This is a genomic window from Frigoribacterium sp. R86507 (assembly GCF_044597695.1).
GTDB lineage: Bacteria > Actinomycetota > Actinomycetes > Actinomycetales > Microbacteriaceae > Frigoribacterium.
Map to the genome: position 1 here is coordinate 3,132,898 of NZ_CP139002.1, position 22,457 is coordinate 3,155,354.

22 protein-coding genes are annotated in these 22,457 nt (G+C 72.1%); 9 read left to right on the plus strand and 13 right to left on the minus strand.

What is annotated here, in order from left to right; translation table 11 throughout:
• Positions 1–702, minus strand: coding sequence for a DUF998 domain-containing protein (locus SJY14_RS14835; protein ID WP_396599300.1), 702 nt, complete (start codon positions 700–702; stop codon positions 1–3).
• A 171-nt stretch (positions 703–873) separates the two neighbouring features.
• On the opposite strand from SJY14_RS14835, the gene SJY14_RS14840 reads away from it, so the two are divergent.
• Both SJY14_RS14840 and SJY14_RS14845 read left to right on the plus strand, forming a co-directional pair.
• Positions 874–1,353: a hypothetical protein gene (locus SJY14_RS14840; protein WP_071257069.1), complete on the plus strand. Its 480-nt coding sequence runs from the start codon at positions 874–876 to the stop codon at positions 1,351–1,353.
• Entirely contained in the window at positions 1,350–1,589 is a 240-nt protein-coding gene (locus SJY14_RS14845) for a hypothetical protein (protein ID WP_396599301.1), read from the plus strand. The genes SJY14_RS14840 and SJY14_RS14845 overlap by 4 nt, the downstream gene beginning before the upstream one ends.
• A 200-nt stretch (positions 1,590–1,789) precedes the next feature.
• On the opposite strand, the gene SJY14_RS14850 is transcribed toward SJY14_RS14845, so the two are convergent.
• On the minus strand, positions 1,790–2,689 hold the full coding sequence (locus SJY14_RS14850; RefSeq protein WP_396599302.1) for an SDR family oxidoreductase: 900 nt from the start codon (positions 2,687–2,689) through the stop codon (positions 1,790–1,792).
• A gap of 145 nt (positions 2,690–2,834) precedes the next feature.
• On the opposite strand from SJY14_RS14850, the gene SJY14_RS14855 reads away from it, so the two are divergent.
• Positions 2,835–3,398: a TetR/AcrR family transcriptional regulator gene (locus tag SJY14_RS14855; protein WP_071257066.1), complete on the plus strand. Its 564-nt coding sequence runs from the start codon at positions 2,835–2,837 to the stop codon at positions 3,396–3,398.
• 243 nt (positions 3,399–3,641) lie between these two features.
• A complete protein-coding gene (locus SJY14_RS14860; protein ID WP_396599303.1) occupies positions 3,642–4,625 on the plus strand; it encodes an intradiol ring-cleavage dioxygenase in 984 nt (327 codons plus the stop codon).
• A 133-nt stretch (positions 4,626–4,758) separates the two neighbouring features.
• Here the strand turns inward: SJY14_RS14860 and SJY14_RS14865 are convergent, their stop codons facing one another.
• From SJY14_RS14865 to SJY14_RS14875, 3 genes are all read right to left on the minus strand, one after another.
• Positions 4,759–5,628, minus strand: a complete 870-nt coding sequence (locus SJY14_RS14865; protein WP_396599304.1) for a family 16 glycosylhydrolase — start codon at positions 5,626–5,628, stop codon at positions 4,759–4,761.
• Positions 5,629–5,768: 140 nt separating this feature from the next.
• The gene (locus tag SJY14_RS14870) at positions 5,769–7,544 is read right to left on the minus strand and encodes a hypothetical protein (RefSeq protein WP_396599305.1); all 1,776 of its coding nucleotides are present in this window, start codon (positions 7,542–7,544) and stop codon (positions 5,769–5,771) included.
• A gap of 188 nt (positions 7,545–7,732) precedes the next feature.
• The gene (locus SJY14_RS14875; protein WP_396599306.1) at positions 7,733–8,845 is read right to left on the minus strand and encodes a hypothetical protein; all 1,113 of its coding nucleotides are present in this window, start codon (positions 8,843–8,845) and stop codon (positions 7,733–7,735) included.
• Between the two features lie 209 nt (positions 8,846–9,054).
• On the opposite strand from SJY14_RS14875, the gene SJY14_RS14880 reads away from it, so the two are divergent.
• Positions 9,055–10,335 carry a hypothetical protein gene (locus SJY14_RS14880; RefSeq protein WP_396599307.1) on the plus strand — a complete coding sequence of 427 codons (1,281 nt, stop codon included), beginning with the start codon at positions 9,055–9,057 and terminating at the stop codon, positions 10,333–10,335.
• 532 nt (positions 10,336–10,867) lie between these two features.
• Positions 10,868–11,770, plus strand: a complete 903-nt coding sequence (locus SJY14_RS14885) for a hypothetical protein (RefSeq protein ID WP_396599308.1) — start codon at positions 10,868–10,870, stop codon at positions 11,768–11,770.
• A 335-nt stretch (positions 11,771–12,105) separates the two neighbouring features.
• Here SJY14_RS14885 and SJY14_RS14890 read toward each other — a convergent pair whose 3' ends face one another.
• Positions 12,106–12,675 carry a GNAT family N-acetyltransferase gene (locus SJY14_RS14890; protein ID WP_071257059.1) on the minus strand — a complete coding sequence of 190 codons (570 nt, stop codon included), beginning with the start codon at positions 12,673–12,675 and terminating at the stop codon, positions 12,106–12,108.
• A gap of 226 nt (positions 12,676–12,901) precedes the next feature.
• Here SJY14_RS14890 and SJY14_RS14895 point away from each other — a divergent pair, with 226 nt between their 5' ends.
• Positions 12,902–13,054, plus strand: a complete 153-nt coding sequence (locus tag SJY14_RS14895; RefSeq protein ID WP_156155597.1) for a hypothetical protein — start codon at positions 12,902–12,904, stop codon at positions 13,052–13,054.
• 100 nt (positions 13,055–13,154) lie between these two features.
• Here the strand turns inward: SJY14_RS14895 and SJY14_RS14900 are convergent, their stop codons facing one another.
• Complete coding sequence (locus SJY14_RS14900; protein WP_071257058.1) at positions 13,155–14,924, minus strand: MDR family MFS transporter; 1,770 nt, start codon at positions 14,922–14,924, stop codon at positions 13,155–13,157.
• 7 nt (positions 14,925–14,931) lie between these two features.
• Entirely contained in the window at positions 14,932–15,627 is a 696-nt protein-coding gene (locus tag SJY14_RS14905) for a TetR/AcrR family transcriptional regulator (protein ID WP_071257057.1), read from the minus strand.
• A gap of 212 nt (positions 15,628–15,839) precedes the next feature.
• Between SJY14_RS14905 and SJY14_RS14910 the strand changes: the two genes are divergently transcribed.
• Positions 15,840–16,103 carry a hypothetical protein gene (locus tag SJY14_RS14910; protein ID WP_071257056.1) on the plus strand — a complete coding sequence of 88 codons (264 nt, stop codon included), beginning with the start codon at positions 15,840–15,842 and terminating at the stop codon, positions 16,101–16,103.
• 9 nt (positions 16,104–16,112) lie between these two features.
• Here SJY14_RS14910 and SJY14_RS14915 read toward each other — a convergent pair whose 3' ends face one another.
• Both SJY14_RS14915 and SJY14_RS14920 read right to left on the minus strand, forming a co-directional pair.
• A complete protein-coding gene (locus SJY14_RS14915; RefSeq protein ID WP_143048725.1) occupies positions 16,113–16,382 on the minus strand; it encodes a hypothetical protein in 270 nt (89 codons plus the stop codon).
• 97 nt (positions 16,383–16,479) lie between these two features.
• The gene (locus tag SJY14_RS14920; protein WP_071257054.1) at positions 16,480–16,968 is read right to left on the minus strand and encodes a MarR family winged helix-turn-helix transcriptional regulator; all 489 of its coding nucleotides are present in this window, start codon (positions 16,966–16,968) and stop codon (positions 16,480–16,482) included.
• A gap of 280 nt (positions 16,969–17,248) precedes the next feature.
• Between SJY14_RS14920 and SJY14_RS14925 the strand changes: the two genes are divergently transcribed.
• The gene (locus tag SJY14_RS14925; protein ID WP_071257053.1) at positions 17,249–18,547 is read left to right on the plus strand and encodes an NAD(P)/FAD-dependent oxidoreductase; all 1,299 of its coding nucleotides are present in this window, start codon (positions 17,249–17,251) and stop codon (positions 18,545–18,547) included.
• 296 nt (positions 18,548–18,843) lie between these two features.
• Here the strand turns inward: SJY14_RS14925 and SJY14_RS14930 are convergent, their stop codons facing one another.
• The 3 genes from SJY14_RS14930 to SJY14_RS14940 all read right to left on the minus strand — a co-directional run bounded on the left by SJY14_RS14930 (position 18,844) and on the right by SJY14_RS14940 (position 22,386).
• Positions 18,844–19,551 carry a hypothetical protein gene (locus SJY14_RS14930; protein WP_396599309.1) on the minus strand — a complete coding sequence of 236 codons (708 nt, stop codon included), beginning with the start codon at positions 19,549–19,551 and terminating at the stop codon, positions 18,844–18,846.
• Positions 19,552–19,636: 85 nt separating this feature from the next.
• Positions 19,637–20,419, minus strand: a complete 783-nt coding sequence (locus SJY14_RS14935) for an NADPH-dependent F420 reductase (protein ID WP_396599310.1) — start codon at positions 20,417–20,419, stop codon at positions 19,637–19,639.
• A 74-nt stretch (positions 20,420–20,493) separates the two neighbouring features.
• Positions 20,494–22,386: a hypothetical protein gene (locus tag SJY14_RS14940; protein ID WP_396599311.1), complete on the minus strand. Its 1,893-nt coding sequence runs from the start codon at positions 22,384–22,386 to the stop codon at positions 20,494–20,496.
• Positions 22,387–22,457: the final 71 nt, after the last annotated feature.

Consider the following 22,457-nt stretch of genomic DNA (forward strand, 5'->3'; position numbering starts at 1 on the left):
CTACGCAGACGCCTGGGCCGACGTGCGTCGCCCCCGTGCCGGGGCGCCGACCGCGACCGCGCGGACCGGACCCCACGCCGTCGTGGCACCGAAGACGATCAGCCACGAGACGGCGATCGAGGTCGCGACCAGTTCGAGCACTCCCCCGACGGCGGTCGCGACGCCGACGAGCGACAGGATGCCGCCGGTCGCGGCGATCAGGGCGACGGCGACGCCGCAGACGACCGACAGGAGGCGCAGCGCGCGTCCCGCGGACGCCGACGCCGCCTGCAGCATCGCCACGCAGGCCGCGGCGAACGCGACCACGGCCGCCCCCGTGTGCACGGCGTCCTGTGCCGTCGCGGCCGGCCCCACGGGAAGGGGGCACCCCGCCGTGCACGGCACCTGCGACGCCACCAGGAACAGGCCCGCCGCCGCCCCGACCGACGTCGAGACCGTCCACGCCCTCAGCCCGGGCAGAACCGAGCGGACCCCCCGCCCCGCCCACGCGACGCACGCCCCGGCGACCACCACGAGCAGCAGGGCGGCCTCGAACAGGGCGGCCGTCGGCTCACCGTCGGCACCGAGTTCGCTCACGTACACGGGCCGGTCGACACGGCTGCGGGCGAGCCAGACGAGAGCGAGCCCGAGCGCCGCCAAGAGGCATCCGACCAGGGCGACGGCGGAACGGAGGCGGTCGGCGACGACGGTGCGGGAGGTCATGTTCCGACGCTAGGAACGCGGCACCGCACGCCACGTCCGGCCGTGGTCCCGTCCGGTCGACGGCGTGGTACCGCGGTACGACAGGACCTAGGGTGGACGGCAGGTCCGGCACGCAGACGTCCGGGCGGACGACGGGTGGGTGGACTGCCATCCGGGAACGAGGGGGACATCGTGACCGACCACCGAGGACTGGGACAGGGCGACACCGGCATGGGGGCGGCTGCGGCCGAACCGCGGATCGCCCTGACGGCGACCCCGTTCGTCACCGCGATCGCGCTCTCGCCGATCATCGTGATGGGCCTCGTGGTGGTGACCGTGCGACGCGCTCTCGAGCTCGCGATCCCGGGCCGGACGGGCGTCGACGCCGGCGACCTGATCGTCGTGCAGATCGCCTCGCTCGTGCTCTGGCTCGGGATCGTGCTGCTCGCCTGGCTCGACCACCGCACACTGCGCGACCGCGGGCTCGAGCGGCCCTTCCCCTGGGCGTGGGCTCTGCTCGGGCCCCTCGTCTACCTGATCGGTCGCAGCGTCGTCGTGCGCCGCCGGGTCGGTGGGAGCGCCGCACCGCTCTGGCTCTACCTCGGGTTGTCCGTGCTCGGGTTCGCCGTCGCCATGATCATCGTTGTCTCGTCGGGGGTGCCGACGCCGTGAGCATCGTGGACGTCAGCACCGTCGTCGTCGTCAGCCTGATCGTCGCCGTCGGCGTCCTGGCCGCCGTCGGCGTCGTCCGGCGCGGACGCCGTGATCGGGCGATCGCCGCCCGCCTCGACGGCACGGACCCCGGGGCCGGCGTCCGCGCCCAGGCCGAGTCCGAGCGCCGGCTCGAGGGCCCTCGCGGCGAAGCCGGCGGCATGTCCCGCTCGGCCGGCGGCAAGAATTCGGCCTGATCCGCGACGTCCTGGGAACACGATCGGCGGCGACCGCGTAACGTCACACCGGTCGAAGGCGTTTCTTGCGTCTTCATTGGCCGGTGTTGCTTGCATCCCTGCCCGTGAAGCTCATGCGACAACATCGGCATCTGGGGCACGGCTGCGGACTCTTCCGCGGCCGTGCCCCTCTCTCGTCTCCGACCGACGTGTCGCGACGCTCAGCGGCTCGAGCCGTACGCCCCCGCGTCGAGGTCCTCGAGCAGGGTCGGTCCGGTCGGGGTCCATCCGAGCAGCCGACGCGTGGCGTCGGACGACGCGGCCAGGTCGAGGCCGAAGAAACCACCGATCCAACCGAAGTGGTCGGCGACCCGCTCGGCCGGCACCGACTCGACGGGCAGGCCGTACGCCCGACCGATCGCCTCGGCGACGGCCCGGGTCGGCACGCCCTCCTCGGCCACGACGTGCAGCACGTCGCCCGCCGCGGCCTTCTCGAGACCGAGCGCGACCGCGCGCGCGGCGTCCGACCGGTGCACGGCCGGCCACCGGTTGGTCCCGTCGCCCGGGTAGGCCGAGACGCCCTTCTCGCGGGCGACGGCGACGAGCGACGCGACGAACCCGTGGTCGCCCGCCCCGTGCACCGTCGGTGCGAAGCGGACGCTCACCGTGTGGACTCCCCGCTCGGCCGCGTCCAGGGCGAGGTTCTCACTGCCGCCGCGCGGGGCGTCGGGACCACGGAACGACGTGCGGTCGGCCTCGGTGGCGAGTCGACCCTGGGCGAGCCCGGCGGTGCCCGAGGCGAGCAGCAGGGGACGGTCGCTGCCCTCGACGACCGCGACCAGCGCCTCCACGGCTCCGCGTTCGGCGCGGTTCGACGCCGCCATGTCGGACCAGTCGTGCTTGTTCGCCAGGTGCAGCACGGCGTCGGCGTCGGTCGCGCCCGCGCGGATGGCGTCCAGGTCGTCGAGGTCGCCCCGTCGGACCGAGGCGCCCTTCGCCTCGAGCGAGGCCGCGGAGGCGTCGGATCGTGCGAGGCCCGTGACGCGGTGGCCCGCGGCGAGGAGTTCGTCGACGACGGCCGACCCGATCCAGCCGGAGGCTCCGGTGACGAAGACGTTCATGAGTGCTCCCTTTCTTGCCTGCCGACCGTCGGAACGACGCCCCGGAGTCGGCATGATGTCAGCGACTGTCATCAGCCACGACCGTGACGCTACACCCGATGTCAGTGACTGACAACACTCCGCCCGGAACCCGTAGACTCTCGCCATGGTCCGCTGGCAACCCGACACCCGAGCCCGCCTGCAGGCGGCAGCGCTCGAGCTGTTCGTCGGCCGCGGCTACGACGAGACGACGGCCGCCGACATCGCCGACGCCGCAGGCGTCACCGAGCGCACCTTCTTCCGGCACTTCGCCGACAAGCGCGAGGTGCTCTTCGACGGGCAGCAGTTCTTCTCCAGGGCGTTCCTCGACGGCGTCCAGGCCGCCCGGCCCGACGATGCGCCGCTCACGGTCGTGGCCTCCGCCCTCGACGGGGCGGCGGCGTTCTTCCCCGACGAACGGCGCGAGTGGTCGCGCAGCCGTCAGGCGATCATCGACGCGCACCCCGCCCTGCAAGAACGCGAGCTGCTCAAGCTGTCCGGGCTCGCGATCGAGGTGGCCGCCGCCCTGCGCGCCCACGGGGTCGCCGAGCCCGCGGCCACGCTAGCCGCCCAGTCGTGCCTCACGGTGTTCGGCGTCTCGTTCGCGACCTGGATCGCCGACGGCGAGACCCGCCCGTTCGCCGAGATCGCGCGCGACACGCTCGCGCAGCTGCGAGCACTCGCCGGCTGACGCACCCCCGCGGCGGGACGCCTGAGACCCCAGGGAGTCGCCGAGACCCTTCCGCGCGTGCGGGTGTCTCGGCGACTTCCTGGGGTCTCGGCGGCCACGGAAGGAGGCGCGGTGCGAGCAGGTCTCGCACCGCGCCTCCTTCATGGGCCGTTCATCGGAGGCGCAGGGGCGGGTCATCGGGACGGGCGTCAGGCTCACGGCGATCCCATCCGAGGCGACCAGCCCCGAGCCGAGAGCGTGACCATGAGCGAACCCCGTCCCACCCGCATCCCCGAACCCGACCGCACCCCCGAGGGCCCCGCCTACGAGGGCCGACTGCTCGACCGCGTCGACGACGAGGTCGTCGACCAGGGCGTCGCCTTCGACCTGCGCACGCTGGTCTCGCGCCGCAGCGTGCTGAGCCTGATCGGGCTCGGCGCGGGCAGCGTCGTGCTCGCCGCCTGCACGTCGGCCACGGGCACGGGCGGAACCGGCGCCTCCTCGTCCGCCACGGCGACGCCGAGCCCGAGCGCCTCCGCGGGCACGGCGACCACGCTGCCGGCGGGTGAGATCCCCGACGAGACCGCCGGGCCCTATCCGGGAGACGGGTCGAACGGCGCCGACGTGCTCGAGCGGTCGGGCATCGTGCGCAGCGACATCCGGTCGAGCCTCGACGGCGGCACCACCGCGGCGGGGGTGCCGATCACGCTGAGCATGACGGTGCTCGACATGGCGAACGGCGACGTGCCGTTCGCCGACGTCGCCGTCTACGTCTGGCACTGCGACGCGGCCGGCGGGTACTCGATGTACTCGGACGGCATCACGGACGAGACCTACCTGCGCGGCGTGCAGGTCGCCGACGCCTCCGGCACCGTGACCTTCTCGTCGATCTTCCCGGCCTGCTACTCGGGGCGGTGGCCGCACATCCACTTCGAGGTCTACCCCGACGTGGGGTCGATCACCGATTCGACGAACGCGATCGCCACCTCACAGCTCGCCCTGCCCGAGGACGCGTGTCGGACCGTCTACGCGCTCTCGGACTACGACGGGTCGACGGCCAACCTCGCGCAGGTCAGCCTCGCGAACGACAACGTCTTCAGCGACGACAGCGGGGCGCTGCAGCTGCCGACGGTGACCGGCGACGCGACGTCGGGTTACGCACTGGCCCTGACCGTCCGCGTGGACACGGGCACGGCGCCCACCGCCGGCGCCGCACCCGGTGGCGGCGGCGCCCCCGGGTCGCGCTGAACCGCTGAGACCCCAGGAACTCGCCGAGACCCTTCCGCGCGCGTGGGTGTCTCGGCGACTTCCTGGGGTCTCGGCGGCCACGAAGGAGGCGCGGTGCGAGACCTCCTCGCACCGCGCCTCCTCGGGTCGTCGCCTACCGGTAGACGCGCACGTAGTCGACCTTCATCTGCTGCGGCAGCTGGGTGCTGCCGTCGGGGTAGCCGGGCCACGCACCCCCGACCGCCACGTTGAGGACGAGGAAGAACGGCTTGTCGAAGACCCACGGGTCGCCGCCGGTGCTGGCCGGCGTGACCTGGTGGTAGACCTGGCCGTCGACCGACCACGTGATCGAGCCGGGGGCCCAGTCGACCGCGAAGGTGTGGAAGTCGTCGGCGATCGACCAGCCCTGCGGGTGCTGCCAGGTGCTGGTCAGGCCCTCACCGCCCGAGTAGCCGGGGCCGTGCACGGTGCCGTGCACGCGGTGCGGTTCGAAGCCGACGTTCTCCATGACGTCGATCTCACCCGCGCTCGGCCAGGCGTTCGTGGGCAGGTCGGCGCCGAGCATCCAGAAGGCCGGCCAGATGCCCTGACCACGCGGGATCTGGATGCGGGCCTCGACCCGGCCGTACTGCGCCGTGTACTTGTTCTGCGTCGTGAGTCGGGCCGAGGTGTACGACCCGTCGCCCTCGCGCTTGGCGGTGATCACGAGGTTGCCGTTGCCGTCGAGCGCCGAGTTCGAGCGCGACGACGTGTAGTTCTGCAGCTCGCCGTTGCCCCAGCCGCCCCCTCCGGTCTCGAGGTTCCAGACCGAGGGGTCGGGGGCGGTGCCGGCGCCGCCGTCGAACTCCTGCGACCAGACGATCGCCTGCTGGGCCGAGGTCTCGGCCGAGGCCGGGGCGGGCGCGGCGGCGACCGTGGTCGCGGCGAGCGCGGCGGCGGCCGCCAGGCCGACGCCGGTCAGGCTGCGTCGCGTCAGGGTGCGTCTCGTCAGGGCGCGTCTCGTCAGGTGCCGGTGGGTCCTCATGATGTCTCCGCTCGTCGTCGTGCGTCGATCCGTGTCGGTGCGTGGGTCCGTGTCGGTGCGTGGGTTCGTGTCGCTTCTTGGGTCCGTGTCGCTTCGTGGGTCCGTGTCGCTTCGTGGGCCCGTGTCGATCGGGCGTGCGCTCACGGGTACGTCACCACCCGACTCGGGACGGTGTTGCCCGCGGGCGTCGGCACCGAGCCGCCGACGCCGTTGATGACGCTCGAGATCGTGCCGACGTCACCGAGCGAGACCGTGAAGACGCCGTGGGCTTTCACGCCCGACGTGCGGGGCACCTCGAAGGCCTGCGCCAGGCGCACCTGCGGGTTCGCGTTGAAGAACGAGTAGACGCCGCCACCCCAGATCTCGTGGCTGGTCACGTCGTCGGCGACCTTATACGCCGCCCAGCCCTCGCCGGTCGGACTCTGCCACGAGGCGTTGTCCGGCACGTCGTACGGCAGCTCGTTCTGGAAGAAGATCGTACGACCGCGCTCGCCGTTCCACACCACCTGGTACTGCTGGTAGTGCTCGACGAACAGGCCGGTGGCCAGCACGTCGTCGCCGTTCACCTCGACGCCGGTCGCCCCGCGGTTGACCGTCCAGCCGGTGGGGGCGCCGCCGTGGTCGGCGCGCCAGGCCCAGATGTGGTCGACGATCGTGTCGTCGCTGTTCACCTGCAGCGTGGTGGTCGCGTTGCCCTGGATGCTCGAGCCGACGCGGAAGTACACGTCCTGCACGCTCTGCGGGTTCGCCGCGTGGTCGACGTGCGAGCCCGCGGTGCCGAGTCGCATCAGCTGGTCGCTGTTCTGCGTGCCGGCATCGACGACGAGGCCCGAGACGGTCACCCCGGCCACGTCGGCCGTGGTCAGCACCGCGTTGCCGCTGGTCGGCACGAGCGTCGGGAAGCCGATGCCGGTGACGACGGTGTCGGCCCGCGTGACGTCGATCGCCTGGTCGAGCTGGTAGGTGCCCGGCGTGAAGAACAGGTTCAGGCCCTGGGCCAGGGCACCGTTGAGGGTCGCGGCCGAGTCGCCCGGGTGGGCGACGTAGAAGTCGCGCATCGGCAGGTCGGTGCCGGCCGTGTCGGGCCAGCTGACCCCGGCGGAGTCCCGCTGCAGTGCCGGGACGAACACGTGGTAGTCACCCGCGTCGTCGACGTAGAGGTACGGCTTCTCGCGCGTGACCGGGGTCGTGGCGAGCGTCGTGTAGCTCTTCGAGAAGTCGTTCGCGGGGGCTCCCGGCACGCCCGAGAAGGTCATGTTCCAGTTGCCGCCCTGCCACGCGCCGAGGGTCGAGTCACGGGTGTACCACTGCTGCTGCGAACCCGAGGTGACGGTGCCGTCGACCTTGCTGTCGGCGATGTACCCGCCCGACGAGTAGCCCTGTCCGCCGTCCTGGTTGGACGGGCCCATGGTCAGGTCGCCCTTGATGTGGACTCGGCGCATGGGGGCCGCCTGCGACACGGCCCAGCGGTCGACGCCCGACTCGGGCTCGACGGCCAGGTTCTCGACCGACCGCCAGAAGTTCTGTGTGGCGTTCTTCTCGTCGCCGTAGTTCCAGCCCGAGTCGACGTTGACGGCGCCCTGGATCGTGACGTCGTCGGGGTTCTTGCCGAGGCCCTGCAACGCCGTGTAGAAGCCGAGGTTGGCGAAGACCCGGCCGTAGGTGCCGGGCTCGAACAGGAAGGCGTGGCGCTGGTCGCCGAACTGCGCCGTGGGGTTGCGCAGCTGCGCGTCGAAGGCCGCGTCGATGTCGGCCTGGATCGTCGAGGCCGGCACGCTGGGGTCGTACACGGTCACGTTCGGCCCGAAATCCGGCCGGTCGCTGGTGGTCACGGCCGGTGCCGGCTGCGCAGCGAGCGCGGGCACCACCGCCCCCACGACGCTCGCGGCGACCCCCGCCGCGATCAGAGTCCTCATCCGTCTGTGCATGATCTTCTCGTCTCCGGTGGCGTCGTTGCCACCCGATCCGGACGCTACGCCCGCCTCGACGACGAAACAAGACCCCCCTGTCCAGTACGCGAACGGGGGGTACGAGAAAAGTGCGGAGACTGCAGGAGGCGCGGTGCCGGTCACGCCGACACCGCGCCTCCTCGGGTCCCTCGGGTTCAGGCCGAGGCCGCCGCGCGGGCGACGTAGCCCTCGGCGAGCCGTCCGCTGGCCGCCTCGGCGTCGGGCACGGACGACGTGTCCACGGTCAGCCGAGCCCAGTCGTCGCCCAGCACGAGGTCGGTGACGCACGTGGTCGCCGAGCACGACCGGTACGCCCGGTCGCCGTCGGCGAGCCCGGGCACGGTCACGGCCGTGTCGGGATCGACGAGACCGAACTCGAGGCGCTGGTCGAGCGCCCACGCCCCACCGGCCAGGACGCTCTCGCCGCTGTAGGGCGTCGTGTCGGCGAGGATCGAGCACGACGTGGCGACCGCCCGGCTCCAGGCCGCGGCGTAGATCGACCAGCCGCCGCCGGGGGTCAGCACGAACAGATCGTCGCCCGCGCCGAAGGCGTCGCGTTCGAGCGTGGCGTCGGCCACGCACGACCACGGCCGGGCCGGACCACCGAGCGGCCAGGGGTCGTCGGTCACGTCGGCCGACGACACGACCTCGGTCACCTCGGCGACGACCGGTGCGAAGCGTTGCTCGGGCGTGGCCTCGGTGGAGGGTTCGAAGTTCGTCGCGATGATCGACACCCAGGTGTCGCCGACCAGCTGGTCGAAGCTGCAGCCCCGGAAGGTCTCGTCGCCGAAGCACCGGCCGTCGGGGTCGTCGCCGTAGATCTCGACGAACTGCGGCCAGGTGTCACCGGCATGCGGGAGCGCCTGGACGAGCAGGCCGCTGTAGCCGCTCTCGCCCGTGGCGTTGTTCTTGCCGTCCGAGGACGCACCGTCGTTCCAGGTGCACGAGAGCCCTCCCTCTTGGGCGATCGCGTAGTCCGAGGGCATGACGTCGTCGCGGTCGTAGTAGTCCCGCGGGACCCACGACGCGTCGAAGGCGCTGGCGACGTCAGCCGACAGCAGTCCGGCACAGTCCACCCCGAGTTCGGTGACCGGCGAGTCGGCGGCCGGCGGTGGCGTCGTCGCCGGCCGCGAGGTGACCGGCGTCGTCGGAGTCGACGGGTTCGTGCTGTCACCGCCCGCGCCGCCACTCGTGCACGCCACCAGCAGCATCGTCACCGCGAGTGCCGACGCGAACGCCGCCCCCACCCGATTCGTCGTCGTCCCCATGCGTCGACGCTACCGAGCCGAGGAGGCGCGGGCCGTCTCGATCGTGCATCGTTCGTACCCGATCACCGCGGGACGGGGGACAACTGCATCACGGTCTCATCACGGCGGACCCCGTGGACGATCCGCCCCCTCGATCGGTCCGACCGTGCTGTCTACAGTCGACCGACCGCGCTCGCCCGACGCGCGGCACCACTCGTCCCGGGGGAACCATGTCCAGATCACGCCGCCTCGGCGCCGCCACCGCCCTGCCCGCCGTCGCCCTCGCCGCGGCCCTCGTCCTCACGCCCGCCACGGCCTTCGCCGCCGAGGGCGACCCCGTGGCGGCCGATGCCACGACCTCCACGGACGCGACCACTGCCGTCGCGCCCACCGAGACCACGGTGACGCCTGCCACGACGGATGCCTCCGCCGCGCCGACCGGCACCGACGAGACCGTTCCCTCCGACGGGGACGCGACCAGCGCCTCCGGGTCCGAGACGGCCCCCGTCGACGCCGACGCGCCCGTCGACGCCCCGACTCCGGCCGACGCCGCGCCGGTCGAGACCGCCGCACCGGCCGAGGTCGCTCCTGCGGACGAGGCTCCGGTCGCCGACGTCCCCCAGGTGTCCTCTTTCGACGGGGCCGTCCGCCCCGGTCAGGGGACCGACGTCTATGCCGAGGGCTTCACCCCCGATGACCTCGTCCACGTCACGGTGACGGCCGACGGCGCACCGATCGACGACGACTCCGTGTTCCTCCTGAAGCCCCGCTTCGACGAGTTCGGCTACGCCCAGTTCACGATCCTGTTGCCGGAGGACTTCCCCACGGGTGGCACCCTCGCCGTCACCGTCGCGGACGACAACGGCCGGTCGGCGGCGTCGGACCTCGCCGTCCTCGAGTACGTCCCGGCGCCCGTGCTCGACGTGCCGGTCGGCGCGACCGCAGGCGTCGTCACCGTGAACGGAGTCGGGGGCATCCCCGGGGGCTATGCCCTCGTCGAGGTCTTCGACGGTGACACACCGCTCACCGACCAGTTCACCGGCGACCCGGCCCACGACGAGCAACTGGGGACGGAACCCGACGTGTCGGCCGACGCCCCGGGGTTCGACGTCGACGTCGAACCCGTCCCGTACGAGACCTCGGGCTACGCGTCCGCGGTCGTGCCCGTCGACACGGCCGGTCGGTTCTCGGCGCGGTTCCTCCTGCCCGCAGGCGACTTCGCGACCGACGCCCTCACCATCGACGCCGACCTCGTGAACGAGAGTGATCTCTCGGGCGCGCTGGCGTTCTCGGTCGCCCCGGCCGTCACCGTCCCCACCGCCGCGACCCCGGGCACGGTCGCCCCGGCCGCACTGCCGGTGCGTCCGGTCGCCGCCGTGACGCCCGCCCGCGCGACGTCGCTCGCCTACACCGGGTCGGAGCCCTCGGGTGCGCTGCCCTGGGCCCTCGGTGCGGTCCTCGCCGGTGCCGGCGCCCTCGTCGCCGGACGTCTGCGCCTGCGTCGCCGCTGAGTAGAGCCCGACCGATACGCGGCCGTCACGCCGCCACGATGTGAACAGCCCGCCACGAGATCTCGCGGCGGGCTGTTCACATCGTGGCGGGGTGGGTCGTGGCGGCGTGGGTCGCGGAGGCATGCGCCCGGGGCCGCCGATCGTCAGGGCCCGGGCTCGCCCGGCGCCGGCGGGTCGCGGACGACCCGTTCGGCCCCGTCCTTGTCCAGCGTCCCCGGGAAGTTGAACCGCCCGAACTTCCCCGTCGGGTCGTGCGGGCTGACCGGGCGTGCGATCGAGGAGGCGCGGATCACCTCGATCAGCAGGTCGCGTCGGGCGTCGTCGAGCGCGGGCGTCGTCGAGCGCGGGCGTCGTCCGCTCCCTCAGCAGCACGGACGCCGTCGGCCCCCGACGTCGGCCGATCTTGAGCAGCAGGCCGGCCTGGTCGCCGTCGCTCAGCCCCACGAGCTCGGCCCGTTCGACCTGGTCGAACGGCACCACGCGACGGCGGATGCGCAGTCGACGACCCTCGAGGTCGATCGCGAAGGGGGCGTTGAGCCACAGCACGACGTTCCACCCGACCGCGGCGGCGGTCGCCCAGAACACGAACGAGATCGGCACGGCGATCGGGCCGAACAGATCGACCAGCGACTCGCCGCCTCGAGAGAAGAAGGCACCGGCCGTCCCGAGGATCACGATCGCCGGCAGGAAGACCCGCATCGCCCGCACCAGCACCCGCTGCTTCGGCTCGTCGTCGAACACGACCCAGGTCTCGTCCGGCATGCCGTCACGGTACCGGGCGGCGGCTCCGGAGGCACCGAGATGGTCCCGCCACTCCCCCTGGTGTAGACAATCCCTCATGGACAAGGCCGTGCCCGACCCGCCTCGCCCCCGTTCCGAGCGGAAGCTGCGGGGCGCCCAGGCCTGGATGGTGAGCCTGTACTCGTTCCTGACCGTCCTGTTCGTCGCCCAACTGGTGTGGCGGGCCCAGTCCGAGGGGCGGGACGGCTCCTGGTTCGTCATGCTCACCGGTACCGCCTTCCTCGCCGCCGCCGTCGTGGGGCTCGCCCTCCGCACCCTCGCCCTCTCGTCCTGGCGAGGACTCCCCGTCGGGCCGGGCGAGCGCCTCCTCTGGGGCACCTTCGCCGACCGGGTCCTCCCGACAGGAGGCGCGGCCTACCCCGGTCGTTTCGCCCTGTCGACGACGCGGTTGCGCTACCTGCCCGACCCGATCTCGCGCCTCCGCGGGGTGACGGGCGAGGAGTGGCCCGCCACCGCCCTGCACGACGTCCGTGTCACTCCGGTCGACGAACGTCGGCGCCGCCGCGGTGGCCGCTGGGTGATGGTCGACGTCGACGGTGGCGCCTCGATCACGCTGATGTCGAACGAGGCGCACCTCGTCGCCGACGAGCTCTTCGAGGCGCTCCGCGTCGCCTCGCCGGCCACCCGCGACTGACGCCCCCGACGGACACGCGCCGCGTACGAAGCGGCCGCACTCGCGGTAACCGTCACCGGCGCCGGCGCCGGCGCCGGCGCGGACAGTCGTTCCCCCTGCGCTTGATCCGGTACGTAACGGATCACCCCGCCTTGATCCGGTACGTAACGGATCACCCCGCCCTGATCCGGTACGTACCGGATCAGAAGGAGAGAGGAAGCTCCGCGGGCGAGCGCAACCCCGAGTCCGAGCCCGAGCACAGGCACGAGCACAGGCACGACACGGGCACGACCGTGGGCACGAGCACGAGCACCGGCACAGGCACGGCCGCGGGCACGAACACGCGACCCACCCGCTCAGGCGAGCCGCGCCTCCAGACCGGCGCGCACGTCCGGCCATTCGGCACGCACGATCGAGAAGTAGGCCGTGTCGCCCACGGTGCCGTCGGCGGCGACCCGGTGCGACCGGAGCACCCCCTCGGGCACGGCGCCCAACCTGCGGATCGCCGCCGCACTCCGCAGGTTGCGGGCGTCGCAGCGCAGCGCGACCCGGTTCAGCCCGAGGGTGTCGAACGCGTGCTCGAGCAGCAGCAGCTTCGTCGCGGGGTTCGTCGGTCCGCCCCAGAACGCACGGGCGTACCAGGTGCTGCCGATCTCGACCCGCCCCTGCGCCGGCACGAGGTCGTAGAGCGTCGTCGTGCCCCGCACCTCGCCGTCGTCCGCGCCACGCACCGTGAACGCGTGGGTCGTCGGGTTCGCGACCTGCGCCTCCACGTGCTCGGCGTACGCCTCGACGCTCGCCGGACGCGGCGTCACCATGCCCGCCCACAGCGCGTCGTCGGTCATCAGCCAGAGAGCTGCCGAATCGGCGACCTCGAGCGGGTCGAGCCGCACGCCGTCGCCGGCCAGCCGCACGTCGTGGATCACCGGACTCCGCCTCGCGCACTCATGCGCACGATCCTAGGGAACGGCGACGAGGAGGCGCGGTGCCGGTCGTCGTCCGCCGGTCGTCGATCGCCGGTCGCGCCGCCTCGTGCGGATCGGCTACGGTGATCGATCGACAGCCCACGAACTGGGGGCCGCGGCACGACCCCACCGTGCCGCACCATCGTCTGACGCGTCCGACCCGACGGGCCCGCCCGAGGAGACACCCATGAGCACCCACAGCACCCCCACGCGCCTGCGCGAGGACGACGTCGACGGCGTTGTCTGGGACACCGCCCAGGAGGCGCGACTCGCGTCCGCCCCCGCCCGCACCTCGACCGCGGCCGCGACCCTGCCCGCTCAGGGCCCCGCCGCCGTCTGACCCGGCGCGCTCCCCACCTCGACGAGGGACACCGCCGAGTGGATGGGACACCGCCGCACGACGCGGTGTCCCGTCCACTCGACGGTGTCCTCAGGACCGGCTACCGCCGGTCGGCATCGTCTCGCTCGTCGCGGTCGTCGATTCCGTCGCGGTCGTCGACCCCGTCGAGCGGCGCGACCGGAGCCCCGGTCGCCACCGCGCCGGCGGTCGCGGCCTCCGACGCCGTCGCGGCACCGCGCCTCGCGGCACGCCCCGCGCCACGACCTGCGGCTCGCTCGGCCGCCTCGAGCTGCTCTGCCTCGTCGCCCGAGACCGCCTCGCCCCGCGACACCATGCCGGCGACGTCGGAGAGCTTGATCTGCGGCAGGAAGAGCGACAGCACGAACGCCACCGCGATGAACGGGATCAGGTAGGCGAACACCGGCGCGAGCGAGTCCGCGTAGGCCTCGACGACCAGGCGACGGATCTGCTCGGGCAGCTGGTTCAGCGTCGCCGGGTCGAGGGTGGCCGTCGCCTGCGAGGCGTCACCCGCCGAGGCTCCGGCCCCGGTGAAGACGTCCGTCAGGTTCGAGGTGAGCCGGCTCGTGAACAACGCGCCGAAGATGGCGACGCCGAGCGCGGCACCGACCTCTCGGAAGTAGTTGTTGGTGCTGGTCGCCGTACCGACGTTCTGCGCGTCGACCGAGTTCTGCACCACGAGCACCACGACCTGCATGATCAGGCCGAGGCCCGAACCGAAGAGGAAGAGGAACACGCAGATCAGCCAGAGCGGGGTGTCGGCGGTCAGGGTCGTGAACAGGGCCATCGCGATGCCGGTGAGGATCGTGCCCACGACCGGGAAGACCTTGTACTTGCCGGTCTTGGTGATCAGGTTGCCCGACAGGATCGAGGTGCCGATCAGGCCGACCATCATCGGGAGCAGCAGCAGGCCCGAGACCGCCGCCGAGGCGCCCGACGACATCTGCAGGAAGGTCGGCACGAACGCGATGGCCGAGAACATGCCGATGCCGAGCACGAAGCCGACGGCGGTGGCGAGCACGAACACCTTGTTGCGGAAGAACGACAGCGGGATGATCGGGTCGTCCGCGCGCGACTCGACGAGCACGAACAGCGACGCCGCGATCACGACGCCGGCGCCCCACAGCCAGGTCTCGGGAGCACCCCAGCCGTGGTCGTCCTGACCGCCGAACTCGGTGAAGAAGATCAGGCAGGTGGTCGCTGCCGACAGCAGCACCACGCCCAGAACGTCGATGCGCTTGGTGGCCTTCTTGCTCGGCAGCGTCAGGGCCGCCCAGGTGATGACGAACGCGGCGATGCCGACGGGGATGTTGATGTAGAACGCCCACTGCCAGGTGAGGTGGTCAACGAAGAATCCGCCGAGCAGGGGCCCGCCGATGGCCGACAGGCCGAAGACCGCGCCGAGCGGGCCGAGGTACTTGCCGCGCTCCGAGGCGGGCACGATGTCGGCGATGATCGCCTGGGACAGGATGATCAGACCGCCACCGCCCAGGCCCTGGATCGCGCGGAAGACGACGAACATCCAGAAGTCGGTGGCGAAGGCGCAGCCGATGCTGGCGAGGGTGAAGATGGCGATCGCCGCGAGGAACAGGTTGCGTCGACCGAGGACGTCGCCGAACTTGCCGTAGATCGGCATGACGATGGTCGTGGCGAGCAGGTACGCCGTGGTGATCCAGGCCTGGTGCTCGACGCCGCCGAGCTCGCCGACGATGGTCGGCATGGCCGTCGAGACGATCGTCTGGTCGAGGCTCGACAGCAGCATGCCCGAGATGAGGGCGCCGAAGATGATCCAGATGCGCCTCTTGGTCAGGAGGAAGGACGCGTCGGCCTTCGCTGTGGTGGTGGTCGTCATGGCTGGGTCACAGCGCCTTTCGGTCGTGGTCGGCAGGGAGGGTCGAGGAAGCAGAGGGGGTGAGGGGGCCACGAGGCGTGGCGGCCGACGTGGCGAACAGGTCGCGGGCGATGACGACGTGCTCGTCGAGGACCGCCTCGAACCGCTCGTCGTCCCGCCCCTCGGCGAAGAAGAACCGTTCGAAGGCCCGTTGCACGAGCCCGGTGAGCAGGGTCACCGCGACGTCGATGCGCGGATCGCCCTCGTCGAGCCCCTCGTGCGCGGCGACGGCCGAGACGAGGCGGCGGCGCTGCTCGTCGCCCTGGTGCATCATGGCGCCGAACAGGCGGGGCTCGCGGTCGAGGGCGGCCTTGAAGTCGGCCGCCCGACCGCGGGTGAGGCCGACGTTCTCGACCCGCTCGACGACGAGCGCACCGAGATCGTCGAAGACGGTCGACAAAGGCGGGAGGCGCGGGTCGCGTCGCGAGGACGCGTACCCGTCGAGCGTCTCGTCGTCCTCGTCGAGCGCGACGCCGACCACGACGTCGTCCTTCGAGGCGAAGTGGTTGAAGAAGGTGCGGCGCGAGATGCCGACCGAGGCGCACAGCTCTTCGATCGTGAACCCCGCGAGTCCGTGCTCGGCGGTCAGACGCCGGGCGACCGCGGTCAGCTCGGACCGGGTGCGCGTCCGACGCTGGGCCGTCTTGCCGGTGGTCGTGACCATCGCGCGCCTCCTCGTCTCGTCGCTCGGTGTGATCGGCGACGTCGCCGGGGCCTCGTGGCCGAAGACGATGATTGCACTTTGAGCGCCAGAGTGCAATCCTGCTTCCCGTGAACCCGCTGAGCCGCAGGGCAGGCTGAGGGCCACGCGGCAGAACGATCCGCGTCCCCTGAGAACGCCGTCGCCGGACGGCAGGTGTTGCCTACGCTGGCCCGATGAGTGCACCGAGAGCCCGCCGCGTCTGCCTGTCGGTCGCCGGTTTCGCCCTCGTGGCGATCGGCCTGGCCGTGCTGGCGTTCACCTTCGACTGGGACGCCCCGACGATGTTCGGCCTGCCCGCCGGTCTCGCCGGCTTCTCGCTGATGATCGCGGGCGCGATCGTCGCCGAGGTCGGCTTCCGCGGAGCGGTCAGAGCCCGGAGGCGCGAGGTCGCGATCCGTGGGCGCTCCCAGGTCACCGACCTCGAGCGCACCTCGTAGCGGTGACCGTCAGACGGTCAGCCACTTGATCGCCGGGTAGAGCACCCGGGCGATCTTGCGAGGGCACGGGAACGACGTGCTCGTGCCGTCGTGCTCGTTCAGCGTGATGACGGGCCGGTCGCCGACGGTCGAGTAGTCGACGGTGGCGAGCGATCCGGCCGGGATCTCACGGGTCGTGGGCCGCCCGGCGGTGTCGCGGAGGACGTAGACGAGGCGGTCGTCATGCACCTGCATGCCGTGCTGCGCGTTGCCTGCCGTCCAGGTCACCGAGAGTCTCACGAGCCGACCCTAGCGGGTCGCCGCACGGCAGGGCCGAGACCGTCGACCCCCCGCCCCCGCCCGACCCCGGGACGAGGAGGCGCGGTGGCGGCCGCCGTCACCGGGCCAGCGCCCGTAGGGCGTCGCCCAGGTCGCGGAAGACCGCCTCGGCGACGGGCCTGCGGGACGCGGGCAGCGCCTCCTGCACGGCCCGGCCGTAGGTGGCGCCGGCGTCGTTGACACCCCGCGCGCCCTCGTCGGTCAGGGCGAGGACGAAGCTGCGACGGTCGGTGGGGTGCTGCAGCCTGGTCACGAGACCCCCCGCCTCGAGGCGGTCGGCGAGGGCCGTCATCGCCCCCGACGAGAGCCCCAGCGCCTCGCCGACCTTCTTCGGCGCGGTGTCGCCCTGGACCGACAGGTGCACCAGGGCGAGGAAGTCGGTCGCGCCGACGCCGATGCGCTTGGCCATCTGGTCGTTGACGAACGCGATCTGCGACCGGAGGTGCTGCAGTGCGATGAGCACGGCGGCGACGTCACCGGACTGCGGCTCGGAGGGAGCGTCGGGGGTGGACTCGACGGTCGGGGACGTCTGGGGCGCGCGGGTCATGGGGTCTCCGGAAGGATCGGGACGACGGCGATCGGGCTCGGCTGCCGTCGGGGGCAGATGTCACTTGGACGACGAGCAACTCGATCAGCAAGTAGTTCGACGAACGTAACATCCGACGGACCTCTCGACAAGACCCCCAGCCGGGGCGAGGGGCATCGATCAGGGAGGTACGGACGGACTCGCGAGGCGAGTAAACTCGCCGCGGACTCGCCGCTCGGGTCCGGCCAACCGGGGTCGACGACGATCCGACGACACGATCGACACCGCAGGAGCAACTCCCATGACCGCAGACCCCCGCCCCCACGTCGTCATCGTCGGCGGCGGCTTCGCCGGCATCGCGGCGATGAGGTCCCTGCGAGACGCCGACGTCCGCATCACCCTCATCGACCGCCACGTCTACAACATGTTCCAGCCGCTCATGTACCAGGTCGCCACCGGGGGCCTGAACGCGGGCGACGTCACCTACTTCCTGCGCAGCCTGCGGTCCAAGCAGTCGAACGCCGAGTTCCGCCACGGGCTGCTCACCACGGTCCGGGCCGACGAGCGCATCATCACCCTGCGCGACGGCGAAGAGATCGCCTACGACGCCCTGGTCCTCGCCAACGGCGTCAACACCAGCTACTTCGGCACCAAGGGTGCCTACGAGTACGCCTACTCGATGTACTCCCGCTCGCAGGCGCTGCGCATCCGCGACGAGCTGTTCACGCAGCTCGAGAACGCGGCGGCCTCGGTGGGCAGCGGCGAGGTGCGCGTCGTCATCGTCGGGGGCGGCGCCACGGGCGTCGAGATGGCCGGCGCCCTGGCCGAACTGCGCGACCAGGCGTTGAAGGACGCCTACCCCGAGATCGACGCGTCGAGCATCACGATCACCCTCGTGCACCGCAGCGGCGAGTTGCTCAAGCCCTTCTCCCCCCGTCTGCGCAAGTACGCGGCCAAGGTGCTGCGCAAGCGCGGCGTCGACCTGCGGCTCGACACGGGTGTCGAAGAGGTCCGACCCGACGGCGTCGTCGCCGCCGACGGCGAGTTCATCCCGGCCGAGCTCGTCATCTGGGCCACCGGCGTCGCCGCGCACGCCGAGGTCGCGTCGTGGGGCGTGCCGCAGACCGACGGCGGACGCATCCAGGTCAACGACGACCTCACGGTCAAGGGACTCGACTGCATCTTCGCCGCGGGCGACATCGCCGCGACCGACGAGGCCCTCGCGCAGCTCGCCCAGCCCGCGATCCAGGGCGGCGAGCACATCGGCGAGCAGATCGTCCGCCTGCTCGCCGGCAAGAAGCTCCTGCCGTTCAAGTACCACGACAAGGGCACCATGGCCACGGTCGGCACCAACGCCGCCGTGGTGCAGCTGCCCAACGGCTTCACGATGACCGGCCCCGTCGCCTGGCTGCTGTGGGTGTTCGTCCACATCACGAGCCTGCTCGGCAACGGCAACCGGCTCTCGACCCTCACGCACTTCTTCGTCCGCTACCTGTGGGCGCTGCGCAAGCGGGCGATCCCCATCGTGGGCGACGTCCGGCCGGTCCGCCCGAACGGTGACCGCGCACCCGAGAAGTGGCAGACCGAGAAGGTCGAATAGCGAGTCCTGGTCGCCGGGTCGCGTCGTCGCGGTCTCGCCCGACTGCGCCTCCTGACCGAGCCGCCGGGTCGGGTCGTCACGGTCTCGCCGGACCGCGCCTCCTGAAATGGGGAGCTTCCGCCTGCCGCACGCCGAAGAACCCCGTTTCGAACCATGAACCCGGAAGAAAGTGGGTGCATGGTTCGAAACGGGGTTCGGGGGTGATCCGGTACGTACCGGATCAGGCCGCGGCGGGCCGGGCCGACGGGTGGCCGGCCCGGGTGGGCCGGGCCGGCGGTAGCCGGCCCGGGTGGGTGTTACTCCGTGGCGGCGGTGATCTTCGCGACGCCGACGAGCATCTCGTCCTGGACGGCGTCGGTCTTGAAGGTCTGGTTCAGCAGCGAGGCGGCGTCGGGGCTGATGTGGACGGTGGTGCCCTCGAGGACGGCGTTGGAGCCTTCCATCTGGATGGGCTTCAGGGTGCCGCCCCAGAGGTTGAAGAGGTAGGCGTCCTCGGCGGCGACAGCACCGTTGGCGGTGACGGTGCCGTAGAGCTTGCTCTCGCCCGGGTCGATGCGGAAGTCGGTGAGTTCGACGACGGTGCCGTCGGCCGAGGTCAGCGACAGGCCGGAGCCGTCGTGGTCGATCTCGCCCTGGACGTAGGGGCGGACGTCGCTGTCGGGGCCGTAGTAGTCGACGTTGCCGCCGGTGATCGGGAACGAGAAGGTTCCGTCGGTGAAGGTCGCGGTGCCGACGACGCCGGGGGTCAGGCCGAGCGAGGTGATCGCGTCGACGAAGGACTGGTCGACGGCGACCTGGGTGTCGACGCCGTTGCTGAGGTCGGCGATCGACGCGGCGGGCGTCGACGCGGCGCTGGGCTCGGAGGACGACGAGCTCGACGAGGACGACGTGTCGGACGACGAACCGGAGTCCATCGAGCAGGCGGCGAGCGAGAAGACGAGGGCGCCCGAGGCCACGAGGCCGAGCGTGGTCTTGGTGATGTTCTTGCGGGTGAAGGCGTTCATGGTGAAGCTCCTTGTCTGTTGGTCCCGGTGGGGATGTACAGGGTTCGCCACCGTCGACGAAAAGGATTGGAACGCATCGACTTCGTTACCCCGCCGTGACCTCCACCGTCTCGGCGGACCCGTCGGCGGGGCTCGTCATGCCTCGTGCCCGAGCCACCGCGAGCCCGCGTTGCGAGGTCCAGAAGTCGCGGACCGTCTCGCGGAGTTCGGTCGCTCCGACGTCTGCACCGAAGGCCAGCGATCCCGGCTCGAGCGCGATGCCGTCGGCCAGGGTGGGCAGGGCGACGGGATCGAAACCGATGGCGTCCACGAGACCGGCGACGACGTCGAGCGCCTCGCGATCGTCGGACGCGAGGGCGATCGCGCTGCGCCCGGGGTCTCCCGCCGGCAACGCTCCCTCGTCGAGGTCGTGGTACCCCATGTGGTTGAAGCCCTTGACGACGCGTGACTCGGGGAGGTGCTGCTGCACGAGCTCGCTCGTCGAGGTGCGGACGTCCGAGAGGTCGTCGCGCAGGCCGTCGGTCTCCCACCAGTAGTTCATGGCGTCGACGACGACCTTGTCGGCCAGGGCGTCCACCGGCACCGAGCCGAGTTTGCCGAGGGGCAGGGCCAGGACGACGATGTCGGCCTCCTTCGCCGCCTCGGCCGACCAGACCGCTCGGGCTCCGGGGGCGATCACGTCGACGATCAGGCGGATGCGTGCGGGGTCTCCCGAGCCGGCGAGCAGGACGGGGTGGCCGGCGGCGTGGACGAGGCGGGCGAGAACGGTGCCGACCTTGCCTGCGCCGAGGATGCCGATGGTGGGTGCGGACGTCATGTGTCGTGCAACCCGCGAGGGCGCCCGTCGATTCCGGACGCGGCGGTGCACCGCAGGCCCCTGAACCAGATCTGCGGTGCACCGTCGGTGTGGAGTCGCTCAGAAGCGAGCGACGGGGGTGACCGTCAGGCGCGAGCCGTCCGGCGGCGGGCCGCCACGAGCAGGCCGAGCCCCGCGAGCAGAACCAGCAGGCCACCCGCCAGCGGGGCCGTCGCGTCGCCGCCGGTGAAGGCGAGCGACGAGTCGGCGGCGAATGCCGAGGAGGCGCTGGTCCCCGAGGCGAGGACGCTGCGGTCGGTCGACGCAGCGGTCACGAGCACGGTGCCGGTGGTGCCGGTGTTGCCGTCGAAGCCGTCGATGCCCGCGGTGCCCTCGGTGTCCGGCGTGGTGGTGCCGTCGTCATCCGGGGTGGTGGGCGTCGTCGGGTCGACCGGATCGGTCGGCTCGAACGGCTCCGCCGGGTCGACGGGGATCGTCGGGTCGACGGGGATCGTCGGGTCGGTCGGGTCGGTCGGGTCGGTCGGCGTGGTGGGGTCGGTCGGCGTGGTGCCGGTCGTCCCGTCCGTGACGTCGCTGTCGCCGATCACCGAGACGGCGTTGCCCGACAGGTCGATCGGCAGCGTGATCGAGGGGACGACCTGCGTGCCGCCGAGGATGCCGTCGTCACCGCTGGTGGTGCCACCGGTCGAGCCGGTGCCGGTGCCGGTTCCGGTGCCGGTGGTGCCGGTGCCGGTCGTGGTGCCCGTGCTCGCCGAGTCGCCGACCACCGAGATCGCGTTGCCGCCCACGGTCACGGGCAGGCCCGCCGACGGCACGACCTGCGTGCCGCCGAGGATGCCGTCGTCACCGCTCGTGGTGCCACCGGTCGAGCCGGTGCCGGTGCCGGTGCCGGTCGTGGTGCCGGTGCCGGCCGAGTCGCCGACCACCGAGATCGCGTTGCCGCCCACGGTCACGGGCAGCCCCACCGACGGCACGACCTGCGTGCCACCGAGGACGCCGTCGTCACCGCTCGTGGTGCCACCGGTCGAGCCGGTTCCGGTGCCGGTGGTGCCGGTGCCGGTCGTGGTTCCCGTGCTGGCCGAGTCGCCGACCACCGAGATCGCGTTGCCGCCCACCGTGACCGGAGCGGTCACAGCCGGGATCACCTGGGTGCCCCCGGCGATGCCGTCGTCACCGCTGGTGGCGGCTCCGTCCGTGGTCGACCCGGTGCCGGAACCGACGGCCGGAGCCGTGGACGAACCGGTGCTGCTGCTGTCGCCGATCACGGAGACGGCGTTGCCGCCGACCGTCACGGGCAGCTGCACCGACGGCACGACCTGCGTGCCACCGAGGATGCCGTCGTCACCGCTGGTGGTGCCGGTGGCCGAGTCGGCGGGAACGGCGTCAGCCGCGCCTCCTGCGGGGGCTTCGGTCGGGGTGCCGGTGCTGGCGGAGTCGCCCAGCACCGAGATCGCGTTGCCGCCGACCGTGACCGGCAGGGTCACGTCGACCAGGCCCTGGGTGCCCGAGCCGATCGAGTCGTCACCCGACGTGGTGGCCGGTGCGGGCGCCACAGGGGCGGCAGGGGCTGCCGGGGCTGCCGGGGCCGGGGCGGGAGCCGCGGCGGCCGAGTCGCCGAGCACCGAGATCGCGTTGCCACCGACGGTGACGGGCACGTCGACCGAGACGATGCCCTGGGTGCCCGAGAGCACTCCCGAGTCACCGCTCGTCGTGGTGACCGGCGCGGCAGGCGCGGCCGGTGCGGCAGGTGCCGCCGGTGCGGCAGGTGCCGCAGCCGGCGCGGCGGGAGCAGCAGCCGGGGCAGCAGGTGCCGCGGCCGTGCTGCTCGATTCGCCGAGGACGCTGACGGCGGTGCCGAGGGCCGAGACCGGGGCCTCGACGACGGCGCCGACCTGGGTGCCCGAGAGCAGCCCGTCGTCACCGGTGGTGGTCGCCGCGTTCGCGGCGGTCGTTCCGAGGGCCCAGATGCCCCCGACGAAGAGCGCTCCCATGAGCCCTCTCGAGACGTACTTGTTCATGGTCTTCTCCAAGAGATGAGGTGTGTGGTGCCGCGTGGTCGCGGCGGGGTCGCTGATGTCGCCGGCAGCCG

Coding starts and splice junctions, on each gene's coding strand:
- SJY14_RS14835 (WP_396599300.1), bottom strand. CDS start 702: ATGACCTCCCGCACCGTCGTCGCCGACCGCCTCCGTTCCGCCGTCGCC.
- SJY14_RS14850 (WP_396599302.1), bottom strand. CDS start 2,689: ATGAACGTCTTCGTCACCGGAGCCTCCGGCTGGATCGGGTCGGCCGTC.
- SJY14_RS14855 (WP_071257066.1), top strand. CDS start 2,835: ATGGTCCGCTGGCAACCCGACACCCGAGCCCGCCTGCAGGCGGCAGCG.
- SJY14_RS14860 (WP_396599303.1), top strand. CDS start 3,642: ATGAGCGAACCCCGTCCCACCCGCATCCCCGAACCCGACCGCACCCCC.
- SJY14_RS14865 (WP_396599304.1), bottom strand. CDS start 5,628: ATGAGGACCCACCGGCACCTGACGAGACGCGCCCTGACGAGACGCACC.
- SJY14_RS14870 (WP_396599305.1), bottom strand. CDS start 7,544: ATGAGGACTCTGATCGCGGCGGGGGTCGCCGCGAGCGTCGTGGGGGCG.
- SJY14_RS14875 (WP_396599306.1), bottom strand. CDS start 8,845: ATGGGGACGACGACGAATCGGGTGGGGGCGGCGTTCGCGTCGGCACTC.
- SJY14_RS14880 (WP_396599307.1), top strand. CDS start 9,055: ATGTCCAGATCACGCCGCCTCGGCGCCGCCACCGCCCTGCCCGCCGTC.
- SJY14_RS14895 (WP_156155597.1), top strand. CDS start 12,902: ATGAGCACCCACAGCACCCCCACGCGCCTGCGCGAGGACGACGTCGAC.
- SJY14_RS14900 (WP_071257058.1), bottom strand. CDS start 14,924: ATGACGACCACCACCACAGCGAAGGCCGACGCGTCCTTCCTCCTGACC.
- SJY14_RS14905 (WP_071257057.1), bottom strand. CDS start 15,627: ATGGTCACGACCACCGGCAAGACGGCCCAGCGTCGGACGCGCACCCGG.
- SJY14_RS14910 (WP_071257056.1), top strand. CDS start 15,840: ATGAGTGCACCGAGAGCCCGCCGCGTCTGCCTGTCGGTCGCCGGTTTC.
- SJY14_RS14920 (WP_071257054.1), bottom strand. CDS start 16,968: ATGACCCGCGCGCCCCAGACGTCCCCGACCGTCGAGTCCACCCCCGAC.
- SJY14_RS14925 (WP_071257053.1), top strand. CDS start 17,249: ATGACCGCAGACCCCCGCCCCCACGTCGTCATCGTCGGCGGCGGCTTC.
- SJY14_RS14930 (WP_396599309.1), bottom strand. CDS start 19,551: ATGAACGCCTTCACCCGCAAGAACATCACCAAGACCACGCTCGGCCTC.
- SJY14_RS14940 (WP_396599311.1), bottom strand. CDS start 22,386: ATGAACAAGTACGTCTCGAGAGGGCTCATGGGAGCGCTCTTCGTCGGG.